The organism is Allobosea sp. P2_B12, from assembly GCF_056404835.1.
On the sequence record NZ_JBFUDG010000005.1, the window covers coordinates 227396 to 247989 of the forward strand.

Consider the following 20594-nt stretch of genomic DNA (forward strand, 5'->3'; position numbering starts at 1 on the left):
CCTGATGGGGCGTGACGAGCAGGCTCGTCATGCTCGGCCTTGTGCCGAGCACCCACGTCTTGAGCGGATGTCTAGGCAAACGAAGGCGTGGATGGTCGGGACAAGCCCGACCATGACGCGGTGGCAGCCCGTCACTTCTTGGCGGGCTTGATGTCCATCGCCAGCGTGTCCTCGTCGACGCGTGGCGCGATCGTGACCTTGTCCTTCTGCATCGCCCAGGCCGAGCCGACCGCGACGATCGGCAAGCGCGGACGGTCCTTGGCGACGATGGCGTTGGCGTCGGACAGGAACTTGTTGCGCTTGGTCTCGTCGAGTTCGACCGCGGCGTCCTCGATCAGCTTGTCGAGCTCGGCGTTCTTGTAGCCGAGCACGTTGAAGGCGCCGAGCTTCTTGGCGGGATCGTTGGAGTGGACGACCGAGGACAGCGTGTAGTTGGCCTCGCCGGTCAGCGTGCCCCAGCCGGACATCGCGAGCGAGAATTCCGCACGGGTGCGGGCCGGGAAGAAGACGGCGCCCGGAACGGCATTAGCGGTGACCTCGATGCCGATGCGCGCCAGCATCTGCGCGACCGAGGTGCCGACCTGGCGGTCGCCGGGCAGGCGGTCATTGGTGAAGGAGAAGGTCGTCTTGAAGCCGTTGGGATAGCCAGCCTCCTCCATCAGCTTCTTGGCGCGGACGAGATCGGGTTTCAGCGCCGGCAGGCTCTTGTTGAAGCCGGCGATGCTGGAGGTGACGAGCTGGTTCACCGGCGCGCCCAGCCCTTCCATCGCGATCTCGACCAGCGCCGGCCGGTCGATGGCAAGGTCGATCGCCTCGCGCACCCTGGGGTCCTGCAGCGGGTTCTTGGGCAGGGGTGAGCCGTCCTTGGCGCTGACCTGCGGGGACTTGTCGCGCAGGTCGATCTCCATGTTGAAGACATAGACCGTGTCGATCGTGGCGACCGTCAGCTTCGGGTCGCGCTTCAGCGTCGCGACGTCGGATGAGGGCGCGCGCACGATGATATCGACCTGGCCGGCCTTGAGCTGCGCGACGCGGGCGGCGTCGTTGGGCAGCTCCTTGCGGACGACCTTGGCCCAGGGCTCCTTGGGGCCCCAATAGCCGTCGAACCGGTCGAGCACGAGCTGGTCCTTCGGCGTCCAGGAGACGAGCTTGTAGGGGCCGGTGCCGATCGCGGCCTTGCCCGAATTGAAGGCTTCGTTGGCATTGTCCTTGGTCAGGCCGGCGGCGGCCTTTGCCGAGACGATGAACAGGCGGATGAAGTCGTTGGGCAGGTTCGGCGCCGGGCCGTCGGTGACGATATGGACCGTCAGCGGGTCGATGATCTTCACCTCCTTGACGCGGCGGACATAGATCGTCGTCGGGTTCGGGCCGGCCACGACCGGGATGCGCTCGATCGAGAACTTCACGTCCTCGGCGGTGAAGTCCGAGCCGTCATGGAACTTGACGCCGGAGCGCAGCTTGAACTCCCAGGTGTCGGGCGCGATCGCCTTCCAGCTCGTGGCGAGCCGCGGCTCGATCTGCAGCTTGTCGCCGGACCAGGTCAGCGTGTCGAAGACATGCTTCAGCGCTTCGGCATGGGTGCCGGTCGCGGTGAAGTGCGGGTCGATCGAGTCCGGACCGGCGCGCACGCCGATGGTCAGGTTCTGGGCGAGCGCAATCGTGGGGATCGAGGCGCCGAGCAGGAGCGCGAGAGCGAGCGGGCGGCAAGCGGGCATACGGAAAGAGGAGGTGAGGTTCATCGGCGGGGTTCCTTCGTGTCTCGGGTGTCGATCAGGTTCAGGCTTTATCGGAGGGCTGGCCGTCGAGATCGGTCGGCCAGGCCGGGGAGGCGATGACGAGCTTGTCCATCAGTTCGCAGAGCTGGCGCTGCTCGGCCTCGCTGAGGGCCGACAGCATGGCCGTCTGCTGCTGGAGCATCAGCGGCATGGTTTCGTCGAAGATCGCCCGGCCGGGCGCGGTCAGGTACAAGACGAAGCTGCGCAGATCGTCGCGGTCGGTCTCGCGCCGGAGCAGCCGGCGCTGCAGCAGCCTCTGGATCGAGCGGCTGAGCGTGTTCTTCGGCAGGCCCGACGAGGCGACGATGTTCTTGGCGGCGACGCCGTCACGCAGGCCGACTGCATAGAGCGCGACGAATTCGGGCCGCACAAGGCCGTAGCGTGTCTCGATCCAGCGATAGACCGGGTCGTTGAAGCGGAAGGCGATGAAGTTCAGCCGGAATGACAGCCAGCAGGGATTGTCCCAGAGCTTGGTGACGGTCAGCGGGTCGAGGTCGCGCAGCGCCTGCTCGCGCTCCGGACTGACACGCGAAAGGGCTGTCGGAGCGCGCCGCATGCCCAGGCTCTCCCTGTTGCCGATTTAGTTCCAAATGGAACTTGACGCTGTCAAAGGCCAGAGTCAAGGATGCTGGGATTGAGGATGATGGAGCATTGGCGGTCCCGCAAACCGTTTCTCTGCCAATGGCCCTGCGATCGTCGCAAATCGTCCGAAATGTCGAAACTGTTTCAAGCCAAGTTGCTAGCAAGGATCAGGCCGTGCGTGTCGCGCAGATGAACTGGATGCAGATCGAGGCGCAGGCGAAGCGCGACGATCGCTGCGTCCTGCCGTTGGGTTGCGTCGAGCAGCATGCCTATCTCAGCCTCGCGACCGATGCGATCCTGGCCGAGAAGGTGGCGAATGACGCCGCCGAGCCACTCGGCCTGCCGGTGTTCCCGGTCCTCGCCTATGGCATGACGCCGAGCTTTGCCGCCTATCCCGGCACGATCTCGCTGCGCATGAGCACCTACGTCGCCGTCATGGAGGACCTCCTTGAGGCCTTCTATCGCTCCGGCTTCCGCCGCATCGTGCTGGTCAACGGCCATGGCGGAAATTCGCCGATCATGACGCTGGCGACCGAATGGCTGGGCCGCCGCGCCGATGCCAGCGTCCGGCTGCACAACTGGTGGGCCGGTCCGCGCTTTCAGGCGGCGGTGCAGGCGGTCGATCCGGCGGCGTCCCATGCCTCCTGGATGGAGAACTTTCCCTGGACCCGGCTGGAGGGCGTCGTCATGCCGGACGGGTTCAAGCCGCCCTTCAATGCGCCACTCTATCAGGCCTCGCCCCCGGCCAAGCGCCGTGAAATCCTCGGCGACGGCAATTTCCATGGCCGTTACGAGCGCTCCGACAACGAGATGCTCAGCCTCTGGCAGGTCGGCGTCGAGGAGACGCAGGCCGCGATGACGGAGAACTGGCCGTGACAGGCCTTCCTTCCACCAGCCCTCATCCTGAGGAGCCGCGTCAGCGGCGTCTCGAAGGATGCTCCAGTGGACTCTGGACCATCGTTCGAGACGCGCCTGTGGCGCTCCTCAGGATGAGGGCTGTGGGATCTGGCCTGCGGGCAGTACCATGCTAGGCCACATCCTCGGCCGGCTGGGGCAGGCGCTCGTCGTCATGCTGGTCATGTCGGCGCTGGTCTTCGTCGGCGTTTATGCCATCGGCAACCCGATCGACGTGCTGATCGGCCCCGATGTCAGCCAGGACATCCGGCTCGACACGATCGCGCGCTACGGGCTCGACCAGCCGCTCTACCGCCAGTACTTCACCTTTCTCGGGCGCATCCTGCACGGCGATTTCGGCCGTTCTTTCGTCTTCGGCATGCCGGTTCTGGAGCTGATCCTGTCGCGGTTGCCGGCGACGCTGGAGCTGACGCTGGCGGCGGTCTTCGGCGCGGCGATCATCGGCATCCCTGCCGGCATCTATGCCGGCTACCGGCCAGACGGCCTTGCGGCCAAGGCGATCATGACGATCTCGATCCTCGGCTTTTCCGTGCCGACCTTCTGGATCGGTCTCGTGCTGATCATCGCCTTCGCGGTCGAACTGCAATGGCTGCCGGCCGGCGGGCGCGGCGACACCTTTGCCATCTTTGGCGTCGGATGGAGCTTCCTGACCGCCAACGGCCTCACCCATCTCCTGCTGCCGGCGGCGAACCTCGCCTTCTTCAAGCTCGCCTTGATGACGCGGCTGGCGCGCGCCGGCACCCGCGAGGCGATGCTGTCGGACACCGTCAAATTCGCCCGCGCGGCGGGCCTGTCGGAATGGACCGTGCTGCGCCGGCATGTGCTGCGGCTGATCGCGATCCCGCTCGTCACCGTGTTCGGCCTCGAATTCGCCTCGACGCTGGCCTTCGCTGTCGTCACCGAGACGATCTTCTCCTGGCCCGGCATCGGCAAGCTGATCATCGATTCCATCACCTCGCTCGATCGTCCGGTGATGGTCGCCTATCTGATGCTGGTCTCCTTCGTTTTCATCATGATCAATTTCCTCGTCGATCTCGCCTATGTCGGGCTCGATCCGCGCCTGCGCCGGGCGGGCTCGCGATGAGCCAGATGTCGACTGTCAGGGAAGTGTCGCCTGCCGCCCGCTTCTGGGCCGAATTCCGCGAGAGCAAGGTCGCGGTCGCGGCGCTCGTCGTGGTCGTTCTGATGCTCGGCGTCGCGATCTTCGCGCCGCTGGTCGCGCCGCAGAACCCTTATGATCTCGCCAATCTCGTCCTGATGGATGCCCGCCGCCCGCCGGGCTATGTCGGCACGGCCGGCTACACCCATATCCTCGGCACGGACGCGCAGGGGCGCGACCTGTTCTCCGCCATCCTCTACGGCCTGCGGATTTCACTGCAGATGGGGCTGATCGCCGGCTCGCTCGCCTTTGCCGTCGGCGTCACGCTGGGTATCGGCGCGGCCTATGTCGGCGGCCGCTGGGAAGCTTTCATCATGCGGGTGATCGATCTCCAGCTCGCCTTCCCGGCGATCCTGCTGGCGCTCGTGCTCTCGGCGTTGCTCGGCCAGGGCAAGGTCCAGCTCATCGCCGCGCTGGCGGCGGCGCAATATGCCTATTTCGCCCGCACCGCCCATGGCGCGGCCTCGGCCGAGCGCGGCAAGGACTATGTCGAGGCCGTGCTCTCGACGCCGCTGCCGGCCTGGCGCGTGGTGGTGAAGCACATCTTCCCCAACTGCCTGCCGCCGCTGATCGTGGTCGCGACGGTGCAGGTCGCGAGCGCCATCGCGCTGGAGGCAACCTTGTCCTTCCTCGGCGTCGGCCTGCCGGTCACCGAGCCCTCGCTCGGCATGCTGATCTCGAACGGCTTCCAGTACATGCTCTCGGGCCGCTACTGGATCTCGATCTATCCCGGCATCGCGCTGATCGTGCTGATCGTCGCGATCAACCTCGTCGGCGACCGCATCCGCGACCAGGTCAATCCGAGGCTGAAGCGATGAGCGGCTCGACCCAACCGCTGCTGGAGGTCAGCGACCTCGCCACATACTTCCACGCCCGCGCCGGCGTGGTGAAGGCCGTCGACGGCGTCTCCTTCAGCCTGAAGCGCGGCGAGGTCATGGGCCTTGTCGGCGAGTCCGGCTCGGGCAAGAGCATCACCGGCTTCTCGATCATCGGGCTGATCGACCAGCCCGGCCACATCGAGCATGGCTCGATCAAGCTGGAGGGTCGCGAACTCGTCGGCCTGCCGCCGGCGGAGCTGCGCGCCATTCGCGGCAAGGCGATCTCGATGGTCTTCCAGGACCCGATGATGACGCTGAACCCGATGCTGACCATCGGCGCGCAGATCGGCCTGGCCTTGGAGGCCCATGAGAACGTCTCGGGCGCGGAACGCCGGCAGCGTTCGATCGCGGCGCTGGCCCAGGTCCGCATCCCCGATCCCGAGACCAAGATCGACTTCTATCCGCACCAGTTCTCCGGCGGCATGCGCCAGCGCGTCGCGATCGCGATCGCGCTTTTGCACCGGCCGAGGCTGATCATCTGCGACGAGCCGACCACCGCGCTCGACGTCTCGATCCAGGCCGAGATCCTCGCCGAAATGAAGGAGCTTGTGGCCGAACTCGGCACCGCCCTGATCTGGATCAGCCACGACCTCGCCACCGTCGCCTCGATCGCCGACCATGTCTGCGTCATGCGCTACGGCAAGATCGTCGAGGCCGGCCCTGTGCTTGATGTGCTGACCAGGCCGCAGCACCCCTACACGCAGGGGCTGCTCGACTCGCTGCCCTCGCGGGCCAAGCCCGGCGCCTTGCTGGCGCGCGGCGCCGGCACGGATGCGGCCCCGCCGCCACGCTTGCCGCGTCAGGCGGAATCGGGCAAGCGCAGCGCCGATCTGCCCTATGTCGTCATCGAGAATGTTGGCAAGCGTTTCCAGCGCAAATCCGGCGTGCTGCGCCTGCTCGGGCAGAAGCTTGGAGTCGCCGGCCCGCTGCCGCTGGTGCAGGCGGTCGATGCGGTCAGCCTGTCGATCGCGCGCGGCGAGGCGCTGGGGCTGGTCGGCGAATCCGGCAGCGGCAAGTCGACGCTCGGCCGCATGGTCGCCGGCATCTACGCGCCCGACAGCGGCCATGTCCTGCTCGACGGCGAGCATGTGATGAGCGAGGGGGATCGGCCCCACAAGATCACGACGCGCATCCAGACGATCTTCCAGGACCCTTTCGCCTCGCTCAACCCGCGCATGCGCATCGGCGACAGCATCAGTGAAGGCCCGCTCGCCCATGGACTCGTCAGCCGCGCGGAAGCCGGAACCTATGTCGCGCAATGGCTCGCCGCCGTCGGGCTCGATCCCGCCTTCGCCGGGCGCTACCCGCACCAGTTCTCCGGCGGCCAGCGCCAGCGCGTCGCGATCGCGCGCGCGCTCGCCATGCAGCCCGATGTCGTGGTCTGCGACGAGCCCGTGGCCTCGCTCGACGTCTCCATCCAGGCGCAGATCATCAACCTGCTGATCCGCCTGCGCCAGGAGCTCGGCCTGACGCTGCTCTTCATCTCCCACGACCTCTCGGTGGTGCGCCATCTTTGCGATCGCGTTGCGATCATGCACCGTGGCCGCATCGTCGAGAGCGGCCCGGCCGGCGAGGTCTACGACAACCCGCGCGACGCCTACACGAAGCGCCTGCTGGCGGCGGTGCCGGTGCTGCCGGTCGCCTGACAAGGAGAGCCATGATGTCCGAACCCGAACTCCTGCCCTGGCAGTGGCCCGAAGAGACCTGGCGCGCCAAGGTCGACCGCGTCCGCGCCGGCCGCAATCTCAAGCCGGCCAAGTGGAAGAATGGCGCGCGCTGCGCGGTGGCGCTCTCCTTCGACGTCGACCATGAGACCAACGAATTGCGCGATGGCGGAAAGTCGGTCGGGCGGCTGTCCTGGGGCCAGTACGGCAACCGCGTCGGCATGCCCCGCATCCTCGACCTGATGAAGAAGGAGGACATCCAGGCGACCTTCTTCGTGCCGGCCGTCACCGCCTTGCTCTATCCCGACGAACAGCGCCGCGTCATCGCCGAGGGCCACGAGATCGGCCTGCATGGCTGGATCCACGAGGTCAACACTGCAGTTCCTCCCGATGCCGAGCGCGAATTGCATCTGCGCTCCGCCGACACGCTGGAGAAGATCACCGGCGTCCGCCCGGTCGGCATGCGCACGCCATCCTGGGATTTCTCGGAGGTGACCCTGGCGATCGAGCGCGAACTCGGCCTGCTCTACGATTCATCGCTGTTTGCCGACGACGATCCCTACGAGATCGTCGAGAAGGGCGAGCCGACCGGCATGGTCGAATTGCCGGTCGAATGGATTCGCGACGACGCGGTCTATTTCAACATGAACCGCTTCCAGGCGCTGCGGCCCTACACGGCGCCTGAGGTCGTGTTCGACATCTTCCGCCGCGAGTTCGACCGCGCCTATGAGGAGGGCGGGCTGTTCCTTCTGACCATGCACCCGCATGTCATCACCTATCGCTCGCGCATCTGGATCCTCGAGAAGCTGATCGCGCATATCAAGGAAATGCCGGATGTCTGGTTCGCCAGCCACGCCGAGATCGCTGCCTTCGTGAAGGCGGAATCCGGCATTTAGAATTGTTGCGCCGGCTCTGAGATGCGCTGTCATCCCGGACAAGCGGCGAAGCCGCGCCGATCCGGGATCCATTCCTAAACGGTTCAGGCATGGATCCCGGATCTCCGCTTCGCTGCGTCCGGGATGACGGCGCGTGTGGGTCGCTGGGGAAGGCTACGCCACCAGCGGCGCCTCCGCGATGGTCAGCCCGGCGCGCTTGGCGAAGAGCCGCGCCAGCGGGCTTTCATGCTTGGCAGCCAGCCGCTCTCCGGCCAGCGCGCGGGCCAGCGGCTCGTCGCGCGCCCGTAGCGCGGCCTCGATCAGCGTCAGCTCGATCACGTCGCGCTGGGCGTTGCTGCCGCCGAAGCGCGCCGCGATATGGCGCACCGGCCGGATCAGCCGAACCGCCTCGGCATAGCGCCTCTCGCCGAAGGCCGTGAAGGCCCGCATCAGCGGATAGCCGACATCGCCGCTGAAGCCGGCATTGTCGCTAGCCGAGAGCGCCGCGACAGGCTGCTGCGCCAGCACCGCCTCGACGAGGTCGCGCCGACCGGCGCCGATGAAGGCCATCAGCGCATGCAGATCGTTGAAGGCGTAGAGCCCCGCCGACCAGCGCGCCTGATACTGCTCCGCGAGCCGGGTCCAGCGCTCGCCGACATCGATCCCGCGCAGATGCAGCCGCCACAGCATCGCAGAGGCGTCGATCAGCTCCAGCATCTGCACCGGCATGCCGCCGAAGATCGGCCCATCGACCAGAGCCAGGACCTCGTCGATCTGGCCGAGTTCGAGGTGATACAGCGCCAGATGCCACCAGTTGTGGACCGCGAGGAAGCTTCCTTGCGTCCAGGTCGCGATGTCGTCGCGCATGAAGGCGATGCCCTCGTCGTGACGCCCCTGCATCTCCAGCACATGCGCCACCGCATGACGGGCCCAGCCATCGGCCGGCGCGGCGGCGAGCGCAGCGCGGCCCTGCTTCTCGGCGAGAGCGTATTCGCCGTTCTCCTCGAGTCCGAAGGCGTGCATGCCGAGCATGGCGTGATGCGAGGCCATGTCCGGCGACCAGGCCGGCAGGGCCCGCGCGATGCGGTTCTTCAACAGCCGGGCATTGCCGGTGAAGAAGTCGAGCTGGTGGCCTGCGATCAAGGCAAGCAGGTCGCGCGGGTTCTCGATCGCGACATCCTCGATGACGCGCGAGGCCTCGTGCCAGCGCCCCTCGCTGAGATGGGCGAGCGCTGCGAGATGGCCGCGCTCGCGTGTCGTCGCCGGCAGCTTCAGCGCCCGCTCGATCGTCAGTTGCGCGACCGGAATGGCGGCCGGCTCAGTGCCGAGCAGATAGAGCCAGGCATGGAGCGCATGCGCCATGACGCAGTCGGGCTCGTCCTGGATGATCGCTTCGCCAGCGCCGACGGGGTCGCCAGAGAAGATCGCGAACTGGGAGACCGCCTGTGAAAAGGCGTCGGCTGCGGCGTGGCTCGCGCCCGAAAGCGCGTTGCCGTGATGGTCTTGGGAAAACATCGGTCTGATACCTTGGATGGGTTGGGGATATGCGGGTGTGCGGGCCGCGTCAGCGCCCGCCCCGCCGCGTGCGGGCGATCGCCGCGTCGATATCGAACCGGCTGAGGCCGATATCCCGGAGCGTGCGGTCGTCGAGCACAGACAATTCGCGGGCGATCTGGCGATTGCGCCGCCGCTCCGCAGCTTTGTGGCGGAAAGCGGCGAGGCCGGCGCGGAGGCGCGAGACCCAGTTGGAACGCCTCGGTTCGGCGTTGTCGCCGTCGAAAGGTCCGTTGACCTCGAAGCGGAGCTGGTCGCCGAGCAGGGCCGAGGTCAGGGCCGAGGTGCGGGCCAAGCCGGTTGAGAGGGCGGGAGCAAGAGGCCGGATGCTGGGCCGGACTTTGCACGCCTGCCGCGCCGGCCCGGCGCAGCCCATGCAATCGTCGTCGTGTCTGGAAGCATACATGATGGTGGGTCCTTCGAACGTCGCACGCCCCGGAATGGAGCGTTGCTGTCGGAGGAGGATTTACGGGGCGAGGCGGCGCTTGCCTGTTCCGCGCGGTACAGCCGGAAAGGCGTCCGCCCCCGCCCGGGCGCGATCCCCCCAGGTCTGGCGTGACGCTGGCAAATCAGCAGCAGGGGGGAACCAAGCCCGATTTCCGCCGTTTTTGGTTCAGGACGGGTTCAGCGCATCCGGTGCGTTCTTGCTCGCAGTTGAACAGGAAATGGACATCATGACGCGCAGCAAGAACTGGCTTCTGGTCGGGACCATCCTCCCCGCGGTCGTCCTGTCGCAAGGCGGCTTTGCGGCTCCCGCGACAATACTCCCCCCATCCTTCGAGCTCGCCCAGGCGCCTCCGCCGGCCGATGATCAGCCTGGCCAACCGCGCCGTGAGCGTGCGCCTGGCGGTCCGCGTGCTCCCGGCGCTCCCGCGGCGCCCGGTGCGCCGGCTCCGCGCGCGCCGTCTCCGGCCGGTCCGCCTCCCGCGGTGCAGCGCCCGGCTGCGCCTCCAGCCCCGTCTGCGGCTCCGCCCGCGGCCCCGCGTCCTCCGGTGCCGGCACAGGCTGCGCCACCGCCATCCGCGCCACCCAGCGCCGCGCCAGAGCCCCGGCGCGACCCGCCGATGCCGCGCGCCGCGCCGCCGATCACCGCGCCAGTTGCTCCCGCTCCGGGCCAGCCCGCCGCCCGGCCGATACCCGTGCCGCCCGCGACTGGCGAACCTACTGTCCGTCCGACGCCGCCGCGTCCGCCGGGTGCCGATCCCGCACGCCCGGTTCCCCCGGCCGCGGCTCCCGCCCAGCGCGCACCGCAGCCCGCCCCCGCTCCTTCTGTGCCGGCGGCGCCGCGGAGCACAGCCCCGCAACCCGCGCCGGCTCGGCCCGGCGCCCCGGCCGCGCCGCGCACGGCGCCGGCCCCGGCGCCCCAGACCCAGTCAGCACCCGTGCCGCCGGCCCCGGCGCAGGCCGCTCCTCCGCCAGCAGCGCCGACACAGCCCTCGGCCGCTCCTGCTCCAGCGCCGCAGACCGCACCAGCCGTCCCGCCAGCGGGCAGGGTACCCGGTGCTCCGCCCCCGCCGCGTGACGGCCAGCCTCGCCCTGGCCAGACGCAGGCCGCCCCTCCGGTGGCTCCTGGCACGGCTCCCGGCCAGCCTTCTGCTCCCGCTCCCGCGCTGGCCCCCGGCCAGCCTTCCGCCCCCGGCCAGCCGCCGGCCGCGGACCCGCGTCAGGGCCGCCGCGGCGGTATCGGGCTCGGTGGCGCCGCTGCCATCGGGATCGGTGCCGGCGTGATCGGCGGCATCATGGCGACGCAAGGCGCCAATCGGCTCGAGGATGTGCGCGGCCGCCGCGAGGAGCGGCGCGAAGGCGACGTCACCATCATCCGCGAGCCCGGCCGCACCATCATCCGCGACGACGACCGGACGATCATCCGCCGCGACGAGTCGCAGCGCTTCCGCGATCTCGGCCTGGAAGGCCGCACCGAGCGGCGCGGCGACGAGAACCGCACCGTCTTCGAGCGCGCCGACGGCAGCCGCATCGTCACCGTGACCGACGCCGACGGACGCCTGATCCGGCGCACCCGGCTCGACCGCGAAGGGCGCGAGGTCATCATCATCGACAACACCCGGCGCGACCGGCCAAGCGATCGTTTCTCGGACGAGATCGTCGTGCTCGAACGGCCCGCGCTGCGCATCCCGCGCGAGCGCTACATCGTCGATGCCGAACAGGCCGACCAGGAGCTGATCTACGAGACCATGGTCTCGCCGCCGGTCGCGCCGATCCCGCGACGCTACACGCTCGACGAAGTCCGCTATTCGCCGGATTTGCGCGCCCGGATGCGTAGCGTCGACATCGACACCGTGACCTTCGAGTCGGGCTCCTGGGCTGTCCCGGCCGGTCAGGCGCAGCGCCTGTCGGTCATCGCGGAATCGATCCGCCGGGCGCTGCAGCGCTCTCCGAACGAGGTCTTCCTGGTCGAGGGCCATACCGACGCCGTCGGCCCCGACGTCGACAACCTGTCGCTCTCGGATAGTCGGGCCCAGTCCGTCGCCGAAATCCTGACGAAGGATTTCGGCGTGCCACCTGAGAACCTGACGACGCAGGGCTATGGCGAGCAATATCTCAAGGTCCCGACGCAGGAGGCCGAACGCCAGAACCGTCGCGTCACGCTCCGGCGCATCACGCCGCTGCTGGCCGGCCAGGGCGGCTGATCGGGCAAATCCAGACGACAAGGAAAAGGCCGCCGCGAGGCGGCCTTTTTGATGCCGCACCTGTGGAACCACCAAGGCGCTCGCGTCGTTTCATCCAAAACAAGGCCATTTCGGGCCATGGGGTGAGGATGACAAAGGAGTAAGCCGATGCATGTTCACAGCAACCTGTTGGCCGGTGCCCTGTTGACCGGCATGGTCGCCATCCCGGCCATCGCCACGGCGCAAACCATGGTGGTGGCTCCGTTGCCACCGATGTCTCGCCCGCACATCCCCGCAGCGACGGTCGCCCCCGCGCCTGTAAGGATCGATCCCGATGCAGTCCTTGTCGAAAGCGCCATGGCCCGTGGCCGGATCGAGCGTCGCCAGCAGGCGCACATCGCGCAGCCCCGGCCGGAGCGCGAGGTGCCAATGCCCCGTCCTGTCCAGTCGATCATCGCGCCCTGAGGGCATTGGGCAGAAAGAACGCCTTCGTCGGTCCTGATTTACGATCGCTCAATGTCCTCAGCCTATGCCAGCGGCAGGAGGCGTGTTCATGAGTGATTCCCTAGCCATCGCGCAGAGCTTCGCCGTGGCGCAAGCCACTTCGACGCAGCAGGCTCTGCAGACCGAAATGCTGCGTCAGCAGGCGGCGTCCGACCAGGCAGTCGTCGCTTTGCTGCAGGAAAGTGTCGAACAGGCCCAGGCGAGCTTGCCGGCTGGCCAGGGACAGGCCGTCGACATCACCGCCTGAGGCGGTTGCGTATCGTCATTGACCCGCCTAATCTTCGGATCGTTCCGAGGGGTGCTCGCAAGAGCTGAGATGGCCGTCAGGCCGAACCCATCGAACCTGATCCGGGTCATACCGGCGGAGGGACTGGAACGCGGCGCCGTCATATCTGCGTCCGCATCACAGCGCTTGAACCGCTTCGACGCCGGATCTCCTGACCCTTGAACCAAGGCGGAGATCCCATGAACACCCACACCAAACCTCCAAAAGACAATGCCCGCGCCGCCCGCACTTTCGGCGCGCCGACCGGCGTCACCACCGGGCCGATCATCGGCTCGCGCAAGATCTACGTGCCGACGCCGGAAGACGCCTCGATCCGGGTGCCGTTCCGCGAGGTCGTGCTGACGACCGATTCCGAGCCGGCGGTCCGAATCTATGATCCCTCGGGTCCCTTCACCGAGATCGACGTGACGATCGACCTGAATGCCGGTCTGCCGCAGGTCAGGCGCGGCTGGTTGGCGGCGCGTGGCTTCGACACGGTGCCGGGGCGGGCGGTGACGGCCGCCGACAACGGCAACATCTCGCCCGAGCAGACGGTCCCGGCCTGTCCGGCGGAGCGCCCGGTGCTGACGGCGCGTGCCGGCCAGATGGCGACGCAATACGAATTCGCCCGCGCCGGCATCATCACGCCCGAGATGATCTATGTCGCGCATCGCGAAAATCTCGGCCGCGCCGCGATGCTGGAGGGCGCGCGCGAGCGCCATGCCGATGGCGAGAGCTTCGGCGCCTCGGTGCCGGAGTTCGTCACGCCCGAATTCGTCCGCAGCGAGATCGCGCGCGGACGCGCCATCATCCCGGCCAACATCAACCATCCCGAACTCGAGCCGATGGCGATCGGCCGCAACTTCCTGGTCAAGATCAACGCCAATATCGGCAATTCGGCGGTGACCTCAGGCGCGGCCGAGGAGGTCGAGAAGCTGGTCTGGGCGATCCGCTGGGGCGCCGATACGGTCATGGATTTGTCCACCGGCCGCAACATCCACAACATCCGCTCCTGGATCATGCGCAACTCGCCGGTCCCGATCGGAACGGTGCCGATCTACCAGGCGCTGGAGAAGGTCGGCGGCGATCCGATCAAGCTCGACTGGGAGGTCTTCAAGGACACGCTGATCGAGCAGGCCGAGCAGGGCGTCGACTACTTCACCATCCACGCTGGCGTGCGGCTGCCTTATGTCCCGCTGACGGCCAGCCGCGTCACCGGCATCGTCTCGCGCGGCGGCTCCATCATGGCGCGCTGGTGCCTGGCGCATCACAAGGAGAGCTTCCTCTACGAGCGCTTCGACGAGATCTGCGACATCATGCGCAAATACGATGTCTCGTTCTCGCTCGGCGACGGCCTGCGGCCGGGCTCGATCGCCGACGCCAATGACCGCGCCCAGTTCGCCGAGCTGGAGACGCTGGGCGAACTCACGCAGGTCGCCTGGAAGAAGGGCTGCCAGGTCATGATCGAGGGCCCCGGCCATGTGCCGATGCACAAGATCAAGGAAAACATGGACAAGCAGCTCCGCGAATGCGGCGAGGCGCCCTTCTACACGCTGGGACCGCTGACCACCGACATCGCGCCGGGCTATGACCACATCACCTCGGGCATCGGCGCGGCGATGATCGGCTGGTATGGCTGCGCCATGCTCTGCTACGTCACGCCCAAGGAGCATCTCGGCTTGCCCAACCGCGACGACGTCAAGACCGGCGTCATCACCTACCGGATCGCAGCCCACGCCGCCGATCTCGCCAAGGGGCATCCGGCGGCCAAGATCAGGGACGACGCGGTCAGCCGCGCCCGCTTCGATTTCCGCTGGGAGGACCAGTTCAATCTGGCGCTCGACCCCGATACGGCGCGCAGCTACCACGACGAGACCTTGCCGAAGGACGCTCACAAGGTCGCGCATTTCTGCTCGATGTGCGGGCCGAAATTCTGCTCGATGAAGATCACCCAGGATCTGCGCGCCGAGGTGCTGGCGATGAGCGACAATGAGCGCGCCAATCTCGAAGCTATGGCGAGCGAGGGTATGGCGGTGAAGTCTCAGGAATTCCTCGACAAGGCCGGCAAGTTGTATCTGCCCGCTGCCGAATGAGCCTGACCGCCGGCAGCCTCGGCCTCGATACGAAAACCGTCGCGCGCGTGCTGTCGCGCGTGACGGAGCAGCGGCCGCGCGTGCATTGCCTGACCAACACGGTGGCGCAAAACGTCACCGCCAACATGCTGCTCGCCTTCGGGGCCATCCCCTCGATGGCTGTTCATCCCGACGAGGTCGCGGCGGTGGCGGCGGGCGCCGGCGCGATCCTGATCAATCTCGGCACGATCAGCTCTGAGGGCGAACGCGCCATCCCGAAGCTGCTGGAGGTGGCGCAGGAATACGGCAAGCCGCTGGTCCTCGACCCGGTCTTCGTCGAACTGTCGCCGCTGCGGATGCGGCTGGCCGCGGACATACTGCGCCTGCCCGGCGCCGTCGTACGCGGCAACGCGGCCGAGATGGCGGCGCTCGCGCCGCTGCTCGCCACGACGCCAGGCACGACCCGCATCACCACGGGCGCGATCGACCGGATCGAGGCGCCGTCCGGCCGGTTCGAGATCGCTCACGGCCATCCCTGGATGACGAAGGTCACCGGGCTCGGCTGTGCATCGAGTGCGCTGGTCGCGGCCTGCTGCGCCGTGGAGCCTGATCTAGGACTGGCGGCCGGCGCGGCGCTGACGGCCTTCGGCATTGCCGGCGAGATCGCAGCGCAGCGCAGCGCCGGGCCCGGCAGCTTCGCGATGCATCTCGTCGATGCGCTGGCAACCCTCGACGAAGCGACGCTTGCCGCCCGCATGGGCTGAGCGCGACGCTGCGATCTCGACAAGCCTCTTCCGCATTGGCGACGAATCCCGCACAATCGCGGCCGATGCGGCTCTCTTTGTTCAAGCGCAAGCCCGATCCGGAGCGGATCGAGGTGCCCCATGGCGGCATGCTCTATCCCGTGGCGGTCAAGCGCCGGGCAAGCGCGCGCCGGATGACGCTGCGCGTCTCGCAGGCCACCGGCGAGATCACCCTGACGCTGCCCGAACGCGCCGATTTCGCCACGGGGCGGCTTTTCGCCGAGAATCATGGCGGCTGGATCGCGGCGCGGGTGGCCAAGCGCCCGCTCGGCGTACCCTTCGAGCCCGGCCAGATCGTGCCGTTCCGCGGCAAGCCGCACCGCATCGTGCATTGGTCGAAGGCGCGCGGCGTCACCCATGCGACGGTCGACCAGGACGATCAGCCGATCCTCGCCGTTGCCGGCGAGAGCGCCCATGTCCCGCGCCGGATCAAGGATTTCCTGCGCCGCGCCGCGCTGGAGGATCTGGAGGAGGCGGTGCGCCGGCATACCGCGGCGCTCGGCATCCCCGCCCGCAAGATCACGATCCGCGACACCACCAGCCGCTGGGGCTCATGCTCCTCGCAAGGGCATCTGAACTTCTCCTGGCGGCTGATCCTGGCCCCGCCGCTGGTGCTGGACTATCTCGCCGCCCATGAGGTCGCCCATCTCAAGGAAATGAACCATTCGCACCGGTTCTGGGCCCTGACGCACAAGCTCTGCCCGCGCACGGAAGAAGCCGAGGCCTGGCTCAAGCGCCACGGCGCCGGGCTGCACGCCTTCGGGTAGGCGGCGGCCAAACCTCGACAGTCTGACGGGCTGGGCCTAGACAGCTGCCTGCCGTTCACGCAAGGCCGCCCATCCCATGAAACTCCGCCCCGACACGCTGGCGATGACCGCCGTCCTCGCCATGCTGACGGCGCTCGGCCCGCTCTCGACCGATTTCTACCTGCCCTCCCTGCCAGACATCGTCAGGGTGATGGCAACCGATGTTGCCGGCGCGCAGGCGACGCTCTCCGCCTTCCTGTTCGGCTTCGCCGGCGGCCAGATTCTCTGGGGACCGCTCTCCGACCGACTCGGCCGCAAACCGGTGCTGCTGACGGGGCTCGGCATCTTCATGGCGGCGACGCTAGCCTGCGCCTTTGCGCCCTCGATCGAGGCCCTGACCATCGCCCGCGCGGTTCAGGCCCTTGGCGCGTCGGGCCCGATCGTGCTTGGCCGCGCCATGGTGCGCGATCTCTATGAGGGGGCGCGTGCTGGCCGCGAACTGGCGCGCATGGGCATGATCATGGGGCTGGTGCCGGCGATTGCGCCGGTGCTCGGCGGGGTGCTGCAGCAGGCCTTCGGCTGGCGCTCGACCTTCGTCGCCTCGCTTGGCTTTGCCGCGCTGCTCGCTGCGGTGGTAGGCGTCTTCCTGCCCGAGACCGTCCGGAGCCGCTCGCGCGAGCCGCTCTCCCTCATGGCGATCTTCCGCGGCTTCGGCACATTGCTGGAAAACCGCGCCTTCCGCGTCTATGTCGGGCTGACCGCGCTGGCCTATGGCGGGCTGTTCGCCTTCATCTCCGGCTCGTCCTTCGTGCTGATCGACATCCATGGCCTGACGCCGGTGCAGTACGGGCTGTCCTTCGGCTTCGCCGTGCTCGGCTTTATTCTCGGCACGATCATCGCCCAGCGTCTGGTCGGCAGGCGCGGCATGGACGGCGTCATCGCGCTCGGCGTGCGTTGCCTCGCCGGGGGCGGGCTGACCATGCTGATCTGCGTCGCCAGCGGCTTTGGCGGGCCACTGGGAGTCGTGGTTCCGATGGCGCTTTATGCCTGCGGCGTTGGACTCACCATGCCCCAAGCCCAGGCCTCGGCGATGATGCCGTTCCCGGATCGCGCCGGCGCAGCCTCGTCCTTCACCGGCCTCTGCCAGATGCTGTTCTCGGCCTGTATCGGTCTTCTTGTCGGTCACGCGCTGAAAAGCGGCGCGCTGCCCCTGCCGCTGGTGATGTCGGCGATCGGGGTCGCCGCGCTCGTGCTGTTTAGGGCGAGCGCTACCGTGCGGGCGGCGAAGGGCTGACGGATCAGCCGCCGAACAGCCGTTCCAGGAAGTTCTTCTCCTGCGGCGCCGGCGGGATCCAGGCGCGGTCGCTGTCGGCCGTCTGGGTGTTGGCGGGCGGCCTTCCGCCGGCGACGGGTGCGCCGTTGTCGAAGATCGACTTCGGCGCGCCATGCCAGAGCCCGCCCGGCAGCGGCGCCGGCTGCATTCCGGCATGGGCGGCGCGCATGTATCTGGCCCAGATATCGGCGGGCAGGCCGCTGCCGAAGACGCGCTTCATCGTGCTGTTGTCGTCATTACCGAGCCACACCGAGGTCACCAGCCGTGCCGTGAAGCCGACGAACCAGGCGTCGCGGAAATCCTGCGTCGTGCCGGATTTGCCGCCGACCTCCCAGCCCGCGATGTTGGCCTTGCTGCCGGTGCCGCTGACCATGACCTCATGGAACATGGAATTCATCATCGCCAGTGTCTGCGGCTGCACCACGGCGCCGAAGCCCGTGCCCTTGCGCGCATAGATCACCTTGCCCGAGAGCGACTTCACCTCGCGGATGACATAGGGCAGCACCGCCTGCCCGCCATTGGCGAAGGTGGCATAGGCGGTGGTGAGCTCGACCGGCGTCACTTCGGAGGTGCCCAGCGCCAGCGAGGGGTTGGCCTGCAGCGCCGAGGAGATGCCGAGCCGCTGCGCCGTACGCACCGCCTCGCGGGGCGTCACTTCCTGGTTCAGCTTGACCGCGATCGTGTTGAGCGAATGCGCGAACGCCGTCTGCAGCGTCACCGGGCCGCGATAGGTCCGGCTGTTGTTCTCCGGCGTCCAGCCTTTGATCGTCACCGGCGAATCGTCGCGGATCGTGTCCGGCGTCAGGCCCTGTTCCAGCGCGGTCAGGTAGACGAAGGGCTTGAAGGACGAGCCCGGCTGGCGCTTGGCCGCCGTGGCGCGGTTGAACTGGCTCTTGGTGTAGTCGCGCCCGCCGATCAGCGCGCGGATCGCGCCGTCGGGCGTCATCGAGACCACGGCGCCCTGTCCGACACCCTGCTTGGCGCCTTGCGCATTCAGCGCCTCGACCAGGATCGTCTCGGCGGAGGCCTGCAGCTTCGGGTCGATCGTCGTCAGCACCGTGACGTCGCCCTCGACCGCGCCGATGAAATCGTCGAGCACGTCCATGACGTAGTCGGCGGCATAGTTGACCGAGCCGGCACCAACCCGCTCGGAGGCTTCGGCGGGAGCGACCAGCGCCGTCTTGGCCGAGGCCTGCGAGATCAGCCCCTGATCCGCCATCGCCGCGATCACGAGTTGGGCCCGCTTCTCGGCGGCTTCCGGATTGCGGTTGGGCGCCAGACGCGAGGGGGCCTGCACGAGGCCGGCCAGCATCGCGGCTTCGGCGATCGTGACCGAGCGCGCCGATTTGTTGAAGTAGCGCTGCGCCGCCGCCTCGACGCCATAGGCGCCGGAGCCGAAATAGACCCGGTTGAGATAGAGTTCGAGGATCTGGTCCTTGGAATAGGTCCGCTCCAGCCAGAGCGCCAGGATCGCCTCCTGGATCTTGCGTGCGGCGGTGCGCTCCTGCGTCAGGAACAGGTTCTTGGCGAGCTGCTGGGTCAGCGTCGAGCCGCCCTGGACGCCGCCGCTGCGGCGCAGATTGTTGACCATGGCGCGCGCCAGGCCGACCGGGTCGATGCCGAAGTGATCGTAGAAACGCTTGTCCTCGATCGCCACGAAGGCCTTGGGCAGATAGGGGGGCACCTCGCCGATGGTGATGGTGCGCCCGCCCGTCTCGCCGCGATTGGCGAGCAGCGAGCCATCGGCGGCCAGGATCGCGATGTTGGGCGGCCGCTTCGGCACCGTGAGCTGGTTGATCGGCGGCAACTGCGCGGCGTGATAGGCGACGAGCCCACCAAGCCCGATGGCGCACCACAGGCCGAGCACCATCGTCCAGTAGAACAGGCCGCCGAGGAGGGAGCGGCCCCTGCGTCCACGCCGCCGGCCGCCGCCTCCGCCACCGCGCTTGTCGCGTCGCGGCTGGTTGCGGGATTCCTGGCGCGGTGGAGCGCGATGGCCACGTGCGGGACGGTCGTCATCTGAGAGGCGCATGTCGAAGTCGTCGCGGCTTTCGCCTCGTCCTTGTGCGAAGGAGGGCTCGCGCCGCTCAGCCCGTCTCGTCCGGTCGTTCATCCTGCCCCGTCACGCCGATCGCCGCGTTGATCCTGAACAACACGCGGCAAGGCTCCAGACAGGAGTGAAACATGGCGCTTTTAAGGGGTAGTTAAGCCTCGTGCGCCGCTTCCTGCGAAATCTGGTCGCGGCAACGTGAAGATGTTGCAATCCTGCAAGCTGTGCTCTGCCGCGTCCGCGTATTGCGTCACCTGCGACAATCCGTCATCAGGCTGAAAGAGCTGAAAAACCAAGGAAACGTCCGGACGTTCGGCCATTGGCCCGATCGATCTCCCGATCCGCAATCCGCACCGCAGAAAGAGACCTCAATGTCGGCCTTCAACTCCCTCGCTCGCTACTCTCCCTATGCGCTGGGTGCTCTGCGCATCGTGACGGCGCTGATCTTCATCGCCCATGGCACGCAGAAGCTGTTCGGCTTCCCCGCGCCCCCGGCCTCAGGCCTGCCGGCGATGTTCACCCTGTTCTGGTTCGGCGCGATCCTCGAGGCTTTTGGTGGCCTTGCGATCCTGCTCGGCGTCTTCACCCGCCCGGTCGCCTTCGTCCTGGCCGGCGAGATGGCCTACGCCTACTGGATGTTCCATGCGCCGCGCAGCATGTATCCGCTGCTGAACGGTGGTGATGCGGCGATCCTGTACTGCTTTATTTTCCTCTATCTCGTCTGCGCCGGCGCCGGTGCCTTCAGCATCGACAACCGCAAGAGCTCTTGAGCTTTAAGAGCGCCTGAGCTTT

18 protein-coding genes and 1 riboswitch are annotated in these 20594 nt (G+C 67.7%); of the genes, 13 read left to right on the forward strand and 5 right to left on the reverse strand.

Translation table 11 applies throughout. From position 1 onward, the window contains the following. Positions 1–131: 131 nt before the first annotated feature. Positions 132–1739, reverse strand: coding sequence for an ABC transporter substrate-binding protein (locus tag AC1DYU_RS14710; RefSeq protein WP_476792272.1), 1608 nt, complete (start codon positions 1737–1739; stop codon positions 132–134). Between the two features lie 37 nt (positions 1740–1776). Next, a complete protein-coding gene (locus AC1DYU_RS14715) occupies positions 1777–2331 on the reverse strand; it encodes a MarR family winged helix-turn-helix transcriptional regulator (protein WP_158484432.1) in 555 nt (184 codons plus the stop codon). 200 nt (positions 2332–2531) lie between these two features. Between AC1DYU_RS14715 and AC1DYU_RS14720 the strand changes: the two genes are divergently transcribed. The 5 genes from AC1DYU_RS14720 to AC1DYU_RS14740 all read left to right on the forward strand — a co-directional run bounded on the left by AC1DYU_RS14720 (position 2532) and on the right by AC1DYU_RS14740 (position 7869). After that, the gene (locus tag AC1DYU_RS14720) at positions 2532–3233 is read left to right on the forward strand and encodes a creatininase family protein (RefSeq protein ID WP_476792273.1); all 702 of its coding nucleotides are present in this window, start codon (positions 2532–2534) and stop codon (positions 3231–3233) included. A 148-nt stretch (positions 3234–3381) separates the two neighbouring features. Beyond that, positions 3382–4356 carry an ABC transporter permease gene (locus AC1DYU_RS14725; RefSeq protein WP_476792274.1) on the forward strand — a complete coding sequence of 325 codons (975 nt, stop codon included), beginning with the start codon at positions 3382–3384 and terminating at the stop codon, positions 4354–4356. Positions 4357–4361: 5 nt separating this feature from the next. Continuing rightward, on the forward strand, positions 4362–5249 hold the full coding sequence (locus tag AC1DYU_RS14730) for an ABC transporter permease (RefSeq protein ID WP_476792275.1): 888 nt from the start codon (positions 4362–4364) through the stop codon (positions 5247–5249). Then, the gene (locus tag AC1DYU_RS14735; protein WP_476792276.1) at positions 5246–6955 is read left to right on the forward strand and encodes a dipeptide ABC transporter ATP-binding protein; all 1710 of its coding nucleotides are present in this window, start codon (positions 5246–5248) and stop codon (positions 6953–6955) included. The genes AC1DYU_RS14730 and AC1DYU_RS14735 overlap by 4 nt, the downstream gene beginning before the upstream one ends. 14 nt (positions 6956–6969) lie before the next feature. Then, the gene (locus tag AC1DYU_RS14740) at positions 6970–7869 is read left to right on the forward strand and encodes a polysaccharide deacetylase family protein (protein ID WP_158484428.1); all 900 of its coding nucleotides are present in this window, start codon (positions 6970–6972) and stop codon (positions 7867–7869) included. 153 nt (positions 7870–8022) lie between these two features. Here the strand turns inward: AC1DYU_RS14740 and AC1DYU_RS14745 are convergent, their stop codons facing one another. Both AC1DYU_RS14745 and AC1DYU_RS14750 read right to left on the reverse strand, forming a co-directional pair. Continuing rightward, a complete protein-coding gene (locus tag AC1DYU_RS14745; RefSeq protein ID WP_476792277.1) occupies positions 8023–9363 on the reverse strand; it encodes a tetratricopeptide repeat protein in 1341 nt (446 codons plus the stop codon). A 49-nt stretch (positions 9364–9412) separates the two neighbouring features. Further along, positions 9413–9697 carry a DUF1127 domain-containing protein gene (locus tag AC1DYU_RS14750; RefSeq protein WP_476792278.1) on the reverse strand — a complete coding sequence of 95 codons (285 nt, stop codon included), beginning with the start codon at positions 9695–9697 and terminating at the stop codon, positions 9413–9415. A gap of 1267 nt (positions 9698–10964) precedes the next feature. Between AC1DYU_RS14750 and AC1DYU_RS14755 the strand changes: the two genes are divergently transcribed. The 7 genes from AC1DYU_RS14755 (at position 10965) to AC1DYU_RS14785 (ending at position 17713) form a co-directional block, all read left to right on the forward strand. After that, positions 10965–12050, forward strand: a complete 1086-nt coding sequence (locus tag AC1DYU_RS14755) for an OmpA family protein (RefSeq protein WP_476792279.1) — start codon at positions 10965–10967, stop codon at positions 12048–12050. Between the two features lie 147 nt (positions 12051–12197). Beyond that, complete coding sequence (locus tag AC1DYU_RS14760) at positions 12198–12494, forward strand: hypothetical protein (RefSeq protein ID WP_476792280.1); 297 nt, start codon at positions 12198–12200, stop codon at positions 12492–12494. An 88-nt stretch (positions 12495–12582) separates the two neighbouring features. Continuing rightward, positions 12583–12780 carry a hypothetical protein gene (locus tag AC1DYU_RS14765; protein WP_476792281.1) on the forward strand — a complete coding sequence of 66 codons (198 nt, stop codon included), beginning with the start codon at positions 12583–12585 and terminating at the stop codon, positions 12778–12780. Positions 12781–12817: 37 nt separating this feature from the next. Then, a riboswitch (TPP riboswitch) is annotated at positions 12818–12921 on the forward strand. Between the two features lie 77 nt (positions 12922–12998). Next, entirely contained in the window at positions 12999–14891 is a 1893-nt protein-coding gene (gene thiC, locus AC1DYU_RS14770) for a phosphomethylpyrimidine synthase ThiC (RefSeq protein ID WP_476792282.1), read from the forward strand. Beyond that, complete coding sequence (locus AC1DYU_RS14775) at positions 14888–15634, forward strand: hydroxyethylthiazole kinase (RefSeq protein ID WP_476792283.1); 747 nt, start codon at positions 14888–14890, stop codon at positions 15632–15634. The genes thiC and AC1DYU_RS14775 overlap by 4 nt, the downstream gene beginning before the upstream one ends. Positions 15635–15699: 65 nt before the next feature. Further along, positions 15700–16440, forward strand: a complete 741-nt coding sequence (locus AC1DYU_RS14780) for a M48 family metallopeptidase (protein WP_476792284.1) — start codon at positions 15700–15702, stop codon at positions 16438–16440. A gap of 76 nt (positions 16441–16516) precedes the next feature. Further along, positions 16517–17713 (forward strand): multidrug effflux MFS transporter, encoded by a 1197-nt coding sequence (locus AC1DYU_RS14785; RefSeq protein ID WP_476792285.1) that lies wholly within the window; start codon positions 16517–16519, stop codon positions 17711–17713. A 4-nt stretch (positions 17714–17717) separates the two neighbouring features. On the opposite strand, the gene AC1DYU_RS14790 is transcribed toward AC1DYU_RS14785, so the two are convergent. Then, positions 17718–19865 (reverse strand): transglycosylase domain-containing protein, encoded by a 2148-nt coding sequence (locus AC1DYU_RS14790; RefSeq protein ID WP_476792286.1) that lies wholly within the window; start codon positions 19863–19865, stop codon positions 17718–17720. A gap of 308 nt (positions 19866–20173) precedes the next feature. Here AC1DYU_RS14790 and AC1DYU_RS14795 point away from each other — a divergent pair, with 308 nt between their 5' ends. Then, positions 20174–20572, forward strand: a complete 399-nt coding sequence (locus AC1DYU_RS14795) for a DoxX family protein (protein ID WP_158484417.1) — start codon at positions 20174–20176, stop codon at positions 20570–20572. Positions 20573–20594 lie beyond the last annotated feature (22 nt).

Excerpts from the sequence above, each read along its gene's own strand:
- AC1DYU_RS14710 (WP_476792272.1), bottom strand. The coding sequence starts at position 1,739 with ATGAACCTCACCTCCTCTTTCCGTATGCCCGCTTGCCGCCCGCTCGCT.
- AC1DYU_RS14715 (WP_158484432.1), bottom strand. The coding sequence starts at position 2,331 with ATGCGGCGCGCTCCGACAGCCCTTTCGCGTGTCAGTCCGGAGCGCGAG.
- AC1DYU_RS14725 (WP_476792274.1), top strand. The coding sequence starts at position 3,382 with ATGCTAGGCCACATCCTCGGCCGGCTGGGGCAGGCGCTCGTCGTCATG.
- AC1DYU_RS14730 (WP_476792275.1), top strand. The coding sequence starts at position 4,362 with ATGTCGACTGTCAGGGAAGTGTCGCCTGCCGCCCGCTTCTGGGCCGAA.
- AC1DYU_RS14735 (WP_476792276.1), top strand. The coding sequence starts at position 5,246 with ATGAGCGGCTCGACCCAACCGCTGCTGGAGGTCAGCGACCTCGCCACA.
- AC1DYU_RS14740 (WP_158484428.1), top strand. The coding sequence starts at position 6,970 with ATGTCCGAACCCGAACTCCTGCCCTGGCAGTGGCCCGAAGAGACCTGG.
- AC1DYU_RS14745 (WP_476792277.1), bottom strand. The coding sequence starts at position 9,363 with ATGTTTTCCCAAGACCATCACGGCAACGCGCTTTCGGGCGCGAGCCAC.
- AC1DYU_RS14760 (WP_476792280.1), top strand. The coding sequence starts at position 12,198 with ATGCATGTTCACAGCAACCTGTTGGCCGGTGCCCTGTTGACCGGCATG.
- AC1DYU_RS14765 (WP_476792281.1), top strand. The coding sequence starts at position 12,583 with ATGAGTGATTCCCTAGCCATCGCGCAGAGCTTCGCCGTGGCGCAAGCC.
- thiC (WP_476792282.1), top strand. The coding sequence starts at position 12,999 with ATGAACACCCACACCAAACCTCCAAAAGACAATGCCCGCGCCGCCCGC.
- AC1DYU_RS14775 (WP_476792283.1), top strand. The coding sequence starts at position 14,888 with ATGAGCCTGACCGCCGGCAGCCTCGGCCTCGATACGAAAACCGTCGCG.
- AC1DYU_RS14780 (WP_476792284.1), top strand. The coding sequence starts at position 15,700 with ATGCGGCTCTCTTTGTTCAAGCGCAAGCCCGATCCGGAGCGGATCGAG.
- AC1DYU_RS14785 (WP_476792285.1), top strand. The coding sequence starts at position 16,517 with ATGAAACTCCGCCCCGACACGCTGGCGATGACCGCCGTCCTCGCCATG.
- AC1DYU_RS14790 (WP_476792286.1), bottom strand. The coding sequence starts at position 19,865 with ATGAACGACCGGACGAGACGGGCTGAGCGGCGCGAGCCCTCCTTCGCA.
- AC1DYU_RS14795 (WP_158484417.1), top strand. The coding sequence starts at position 20,174 with ATGTCGGCCTTCAACTCCCTCGCTCGCTACTCTCCCTATGCGCTGGGT.